Source organism: Parendozoicomonas sp. Alg238-R29 (assembly GCF_947331445.1).
Lineage (GTDB): Bacteria > Pseudomonadota > Gammaproteobacteria > Pseudomonadales > Endozoicomonadaceae > Sansalvadorimonas.
The window spans coordinates 1-4,593 of record NZ_CAMZOG010000149.1 but is presented as its reverse complement, the minus strand read 5'-3'; the positions used below and the strand labels follow the sequence as shown (position 1 = coordinate 4,593).

The following is a 4,593-nucleotide window of genomic DNA, read 5'->3' as shown; positions in this document are numbered from 1 at the left end:
CAACGGGTTTGAATATCCATTTATTCATAGAGCTTGACGCCACTGCAACTGGATGTTCGATTCTATCTTGATTGACGTTTTAAGTCCGACAGGCTGCTAGCAAATAGTGAGTTGTCTCTGACACAATTCATCATTCAAATAATGATAAACGGGGCGCGCTAACATGGCTGTTTCTCTGCGCATAATAAACGTTCTTTTTTGTCTTGCAGTGGGAGTGCTGGCATTGATCTGGTTCGTTTCTACAGATCAGCAACGCCAAGAATATTTGTTATGGTTTGGTTTGGCAAAACCACCCCTTGAAAGTGAGCCGGTTTACCCTCCAGTTATAGATCAGACGATCACGAATCCTCTTTCCCAATTCACCCACGGGGCTGTCAGTCATTACCAGTGTGCTCCCACAACGCGTGCCGTGACTGATGTTGAAACAAGCAAAGTGTACAAATGGAAGGATGAAAGCGGGCGGGTTCATTTTTCAGACCGAGCGCCACAACAGGCATCCGTCAAAGATCTCAGTCAAAAGTATCAGAACAAAGCCCAGTACTTTCGGGTGAAGGTTGATGTGTCGGGAAGTAAAGTGCCAGCCTGGACTCAGGATCGTTTGGCGGGTAGTACACGACAAATATTTACTATTCTGGCCGACCAGCTGAATATGACGGATCTGCGTCAGATTGATTTGAATGTGAAGGTGTTTGCCAGTCGTCAGGCCTATCAGAGTTATGCCAATCAGGTAGCGCCCAGCATTAGCAAATGGTCTGCAGGGTTTTACAGTTCACGAATAAATACGGCAGCGGTTCACCATGATGGCCGTGATGAGAGAACCCATCAGGTGGCTCGCCATGAATCAACGCACGTTATTATGTCTGGCTTGTTTGGCAGTATGCCCATCTGGTTCACCGAGGGGATGGCAGAATATTTTGAGCATATGAAAATAACCGGGCAGGCAAAAATTATCGAACCTGATCGGGAGCAAATGGCTCTTCTCCAGAAATTATCGCTGCCGCATCTACAGCACTGGTTTGATCAAGCTGGAAATTGGTACAACCCACAAAATCGCAACGAGAACTATGCAATCGCCTGGTCTGTTATCCATTTTCTGATGCAGGACAACCAGCGTAAGCAGGTGTTAGCCAATTATATGAAGGATTTAGGGAAAGACCTTTGTCGTGAAGTGTCAGCTGCTGAATTCTTTGCCCGGGAGTATCCGGGAGGCTTGCGTCGGATGACGCAGGATTGGCAACGCTGGGTATCTCATGGTGCAGCATCGCCACATTACTTTTAGATTAACGGAGAATTTTCATAACAGCTGCTACTGCCAGGCAAACCAGTAATATTGATGAAAGTGGCAGCGATATTTTCTTGCCGTCACCTTCCACGCAAATATCACCGGGCAGGTGCCCCACCCAATTCATAATGTTGGGCTCATAAAGTACGAGCAGCCCGAAGGCGATAGCAACCAATCCAAAAGCTGCGAGCAGTCTCATCATGTTTCCAACTCAAAGTGTTTGAAGGAAATAAAAATGGTTCATGATCAGACTGGTGGCAATTCTCTGCTGCGCATCAACACTTTTCTCTTTATGGTTTTGCAGCATGCTCCCTCTCTGGAGGGTTGCTATGAACAATGAGGTAACGGTTAAGAAGCACGACCATTTCCAGCTGGAAACTTGTGTGGAAAATACCTGTGAAACCCGGTAATTGTCTGTTTATTGCCGGTGTCAGTGGCCGTACCCTGATTAATTTGGAAACCATGCTGAGACATGCAGCCTGGGAAGGGGATGCGCAGGATTCGAGAATGTAATTTACCGGAGGTTGGGTAATTGATCTGGTAGAGTGCGGTGTTTTCTAGTAGTGTTCACCGGTTTACCGCCCTTAGCCGCCCTGTTCCTCTGACCAGTTTCCAGGTTTGTGGGAATGTGTGTATCTGGGCCTCATCCATATTTACAGGTGAAATAATGGGCAAACATTACACCCAGACCAACCTTCAGATTGATGATCGTGTTAGCCAGCGCGATTTCAGCGGCAAGCGTCAGGCGCGTTTGGGTACTGAGAAAAATCCAGCCTCTATCACTGTTAAGACTGAGGAGCGTAAAGCTGAGCTGGAAACTGTTTTTCTTGATAACGGCTGGTCTTACACCATCGTTGTTAATGAGGAAGTGGACGAGAACGTTAATGATTTGGAGTTGCTGAAGCAGATTCCGAAGAAAACTACTGTTCTTGAAAAGACTCCCGGCCGTAACGACCCTTGCTCTTGCGGCAGCGGCAAGAAGTACAAAAAGTGTTGCGGATAATTTTTTAAAGTCTGCAGATGTATGCAAAAACCACGATTTTCGTGGTTTTTGCATATTTGACCCTTAATAAACGGCGATACCGTATTTCAGCAGCTGTCGGGGAAGAATCTCATCAAGGTGGCTGAGATCGTCGTCGCTCAGGGTGATGACATTAAGATTGTGGCTCTGATAAAGAGAGACCCGTTTCTCTCTTAAAGCTTTGTAAGCAGAATCACTGCCTGCTCCCAAGTACTCAATATAAACCGAACCTTCCGGAAGATAGAAATCCCCCCAAGCGTTTTCTTCAATAGGGAGACGACGACCGCAGGCATGGGTGATTCCGGCCATATAAAGCCAGTTGTCGATCAGCATATCTCCACGGGAGCGTACCATGTGCCCATCAGCTGTTCGCAAGGTGGCAGGAAAACGAGTGAGATAGTCATCAATATCGCTGGTGCTGTCATCAAGGCCAATTGCCAGAGTTAAGTCCCCCTGAATTTCTTTCAAGGCATGCTGAAAGGCCGAGTGTTCAAGAACCTCTGCTGGCCAGCAGACGTAAGGGTAGCCTGTTCGCCTATCTTCTTTTTGGGCACCGCCTATGGCTTGACCTGATGCTGTCAGCTGCCAACCCCGTAAGCCTTTGCGTATCCAGCCAAGTTCAGCCAGAAGGTTGTTTACCTGCCGGGCTGGCAGGTGAGTCTCATCTGCAAGGGCTGTGGCCGTAAGTAAAGGAGAGGGTGTGGAAATGTTCTTCGGAATGATCAGCTTTTCTGGATCAATATGGGTAAGTTTTGGCCAGCATATATAGGTGCCATATTTGCTGTGGCTGGTGTATTCACCACCTTTGCTTTTTCCCTTCTCTGTAAGTTCCCAGCTGTCGCTGTTGCGAATAATCCAGCCAGCGGCTTCCAGTCGGCCAAACAACTCCTTGCTGGTTAGGGATAAAGACTTGGCCAGAGCGCTAGTGGAGATTTTCTTGAGGCCGGTTGCTTCCATGACTGTCTGCCTGCTTCAGAAGGGGGTGAAGCAGATAGTGCCATGTCAGCACTGGAAGGAAAAGCGGGCGTGAATAAGGTGGCCGTACATTCATTCGATATGTTCCATGAGAAAGACAGTAATATTCTTGGTAGTGCTGATGTTTTCCTCGAAGGTCACCGTGAAGCGGTACGCACCGAAGAAACCAGTGTTGGCAATCTGACAGCAGATGCCAACCTGGCCGCTGCTCAGCAATACGACAGCAGTGTAATGGTTTCTATCAAAAATGGTGATGGCATACGTGCTCAGATCGGCACCATTCAGGATGATGGGGCTGGTAATTACAGTGAGTTGCCTTCACTAGTTAACCCTGCCAGTGGCAAGCAGGCGGGGCAGGTTTCCCAGCTGGATATTGAGAACACCCTCAAGTTCAATCATTCCCTGACCCTGCTTACCCTAACTGCTGAGCAGTTGGTTCAAGTGCTGGAGCATGGTGTGGCAGCTTCAGGCTGGGGCAGTTTGCTCAGGTCAGCGGTGTACATTTCAGTTATGACACGGCGTTGGCATCTGGTTCCCGTATTCGCTCGGCCGCTCTTATGAATGGAGAAGGGCAGATTGTTCAGGTATTGGTTGAGAATGGTGAGCTGGTGGCGCCTGCAGATATGAATATTCGTATTGTGACTCTTGGTTTTCAGGCCTCGGGCGGTGACGGCTATCCATTTGCAGACTCTGCCACTGATGTTGTTGATCTCACTGATGTATTAACTGACGGGGGCGCTTCGGACTTTGCTGCACCGGGCAGCGAGCAGGATGCTCTGGCCGAATATCTATTGGAAAACTTCAGTGAGCAGTCATACAGCGCTGCGGAAACCGATGCTTCTGATGATACTCGTATCCAAAACTTCTCAGAGCATGAAGGCACTGTTCTTCAGGGGCAGGCAACTATTCCTGTTGATGCTGTTGATGGTGGCGGTGATAGTGTTCTTACCGGAGCTGCCGGAGCCGATAGGATTAACGGCGGTGCTGGTGATGATTTGATTGATGGCCTGACCGGAGATGATCATCTTCTGGGCGGTTATGGGGATGACAAGCTCTATGGTCGTGAAAGGCAGGATCTTCTGGATGGCGATAGTGGTAACGATTGGCTCTATGGTGGAGCGGGTGCTGATAAGCTGCACGGCGGTAATAATCAGGATTACCTGTTTGGTGAGCACGGTAATGATGAGCTTGATAGTAAGGGTAATGACTATCTTGCTGGCGGTGAGGGTAATGACCAGCTGAAGTTACGCAGCTACGAATGATCGTAGCTGCTTGAACGATGCCTGCAGAGCAGACATATAGATTTTCGCTCTGA

6 protein-coding genes are annotated in these 4,593 nt (G+C 48.5%); 4 read left to right on the top strand and 2 right to left on the bottom strand.

Features of this window, described 5'->3' with window-relative positions:
* Window positions 1-163 precede the first annotated feature (163 nt).
* Window positions 164-1,279, top strand: a complete 1,116-nt coding sequence (locus QMA35_RS20840; protein WP_281649072.1) for a DUF4124 domain-containing protein — start codon at window positions 164-166, stop codon at window positions 1,277-1,279.
* Window position 1,280: 1 nt separating this feature from the next.
* Here the strand turns inward: QMA35_RS20840 and QMA35_RS20835 are convergent, their stop codons facing one another.
* Window positions 1,281-1,484 (bottom strand): DUF2905 domain-containing protein, encoded by a 204-nt coding sequence (locus QMA35_RS20835; RefSeq protein ID WP_281649071.1) that lies wholly within the window; start codon window positions 1,482-1,484, stop codon window positions 1,281-1,283.
* A 465-nt stretch (window positions 1,485-1,949) separates the two neighbouring features.
* On the opposite strand from QMA35_RS20835, the gene QMA35_RS20830 reads away from it, so the two are divergent.
* Complete coding sequence (locus QMA35_RS20830) at window positions 1,950-2,285, top strand: PBPRA1643 family SWIM/SEC-C metal-binding motif protein (RefSeq protein WP_281649070.1); 336 nt, start codon at window positions 1,950-1,952, stop codon at window positions 2,283-2,285.
* Window positions 2,286-2,348: 63 nt separating this feature from the next.
* Here the strand turns inward: QMA35_RS20830 and QMA35_RS20825 are convergent, their stop codons facing one another.
* Window positions 2,349-3,260, bottom strand: coding sequence for a hypothetical protein (locus tag QMA35_RS20825; protein ID WP_281649069.1), 912 nt, complete (start codon window positions 3,258-3,260; stop codon window positions 2,349-2,351).
* A 42-nt stretch (window positions 3,261-3,302) separates the two neighbouring features.
* On the opposite strand from QMA35_RS20825, the gene QMA35_RS20820 reads away from it, so the two are divergent.
* On the top strand, window positions 3,303-3,839 hold the full coding sequence (locus QMA35_RS20820) for a 5'-nucleotidase C-terminal domain-containing protein (RefSeq protein ID WP_281649068.1): 537 nt from the start codon (window positions 3,303-3,305) through the stop codon (window positions 3,837-3,839).
* Window positions 3,800-4,540 carry a calcium-binding protein gene (locus QMA35_RS20815; protein ID WP_281649067.1) on the top strand — a complete coding sequence of 247 codons (741 nt, stop codon included), beginning with the start codon at window positions 3,800-3,802 and terminating at the stop codon, window positions 4,538-4,540. Before QMA35_RS20820 ends, QMA35_RS20815 begins: the two co-directional genes overlap by 40 nt.
* Window positions 4,541-4,593 lie beyond the last annotated feature (53 nt).

Bases quoted from the DNA above. Each gene is read 5' to 3' on its own strand.
- QMA35_RS20840 (WP_281649072.1), top strand. From the start codon at position 164: ATGGCTGTTTCTCTGCGCATAATAAACGTTCTTTTTTGTCTTGCAGTG.
- QMA35_RS20835 (WP_281649071.1), bottom strand. From the start codon at position 1,484: ATGATGAGACTGCTCGCAGCTTTTGGATTGGTTGCTATCGCCTTCGGG.
- QMA35_RS20830 (WP_281649070.1), top strand. From the start codon at position 1,950: ATGGGCAAACATTACACCCAGACCAACCTTCAGATTGATGATCGTGTT.
- QMA35_RS20825 (WP_281649069.1), bottom strand. From the start codon at position 3,260: ATGGAAGCAACCGGCCTCAAGAAAATCTCCACTAGCGCTCTGGCCAAG.
- QMA35_RS20820 (WP_281649068.1), top strand. From the start codon at position 3,303: ATGTCAGCACTGGAAGGAAAAGCGGGCGTGAATAAGGTGGCCGTACAT.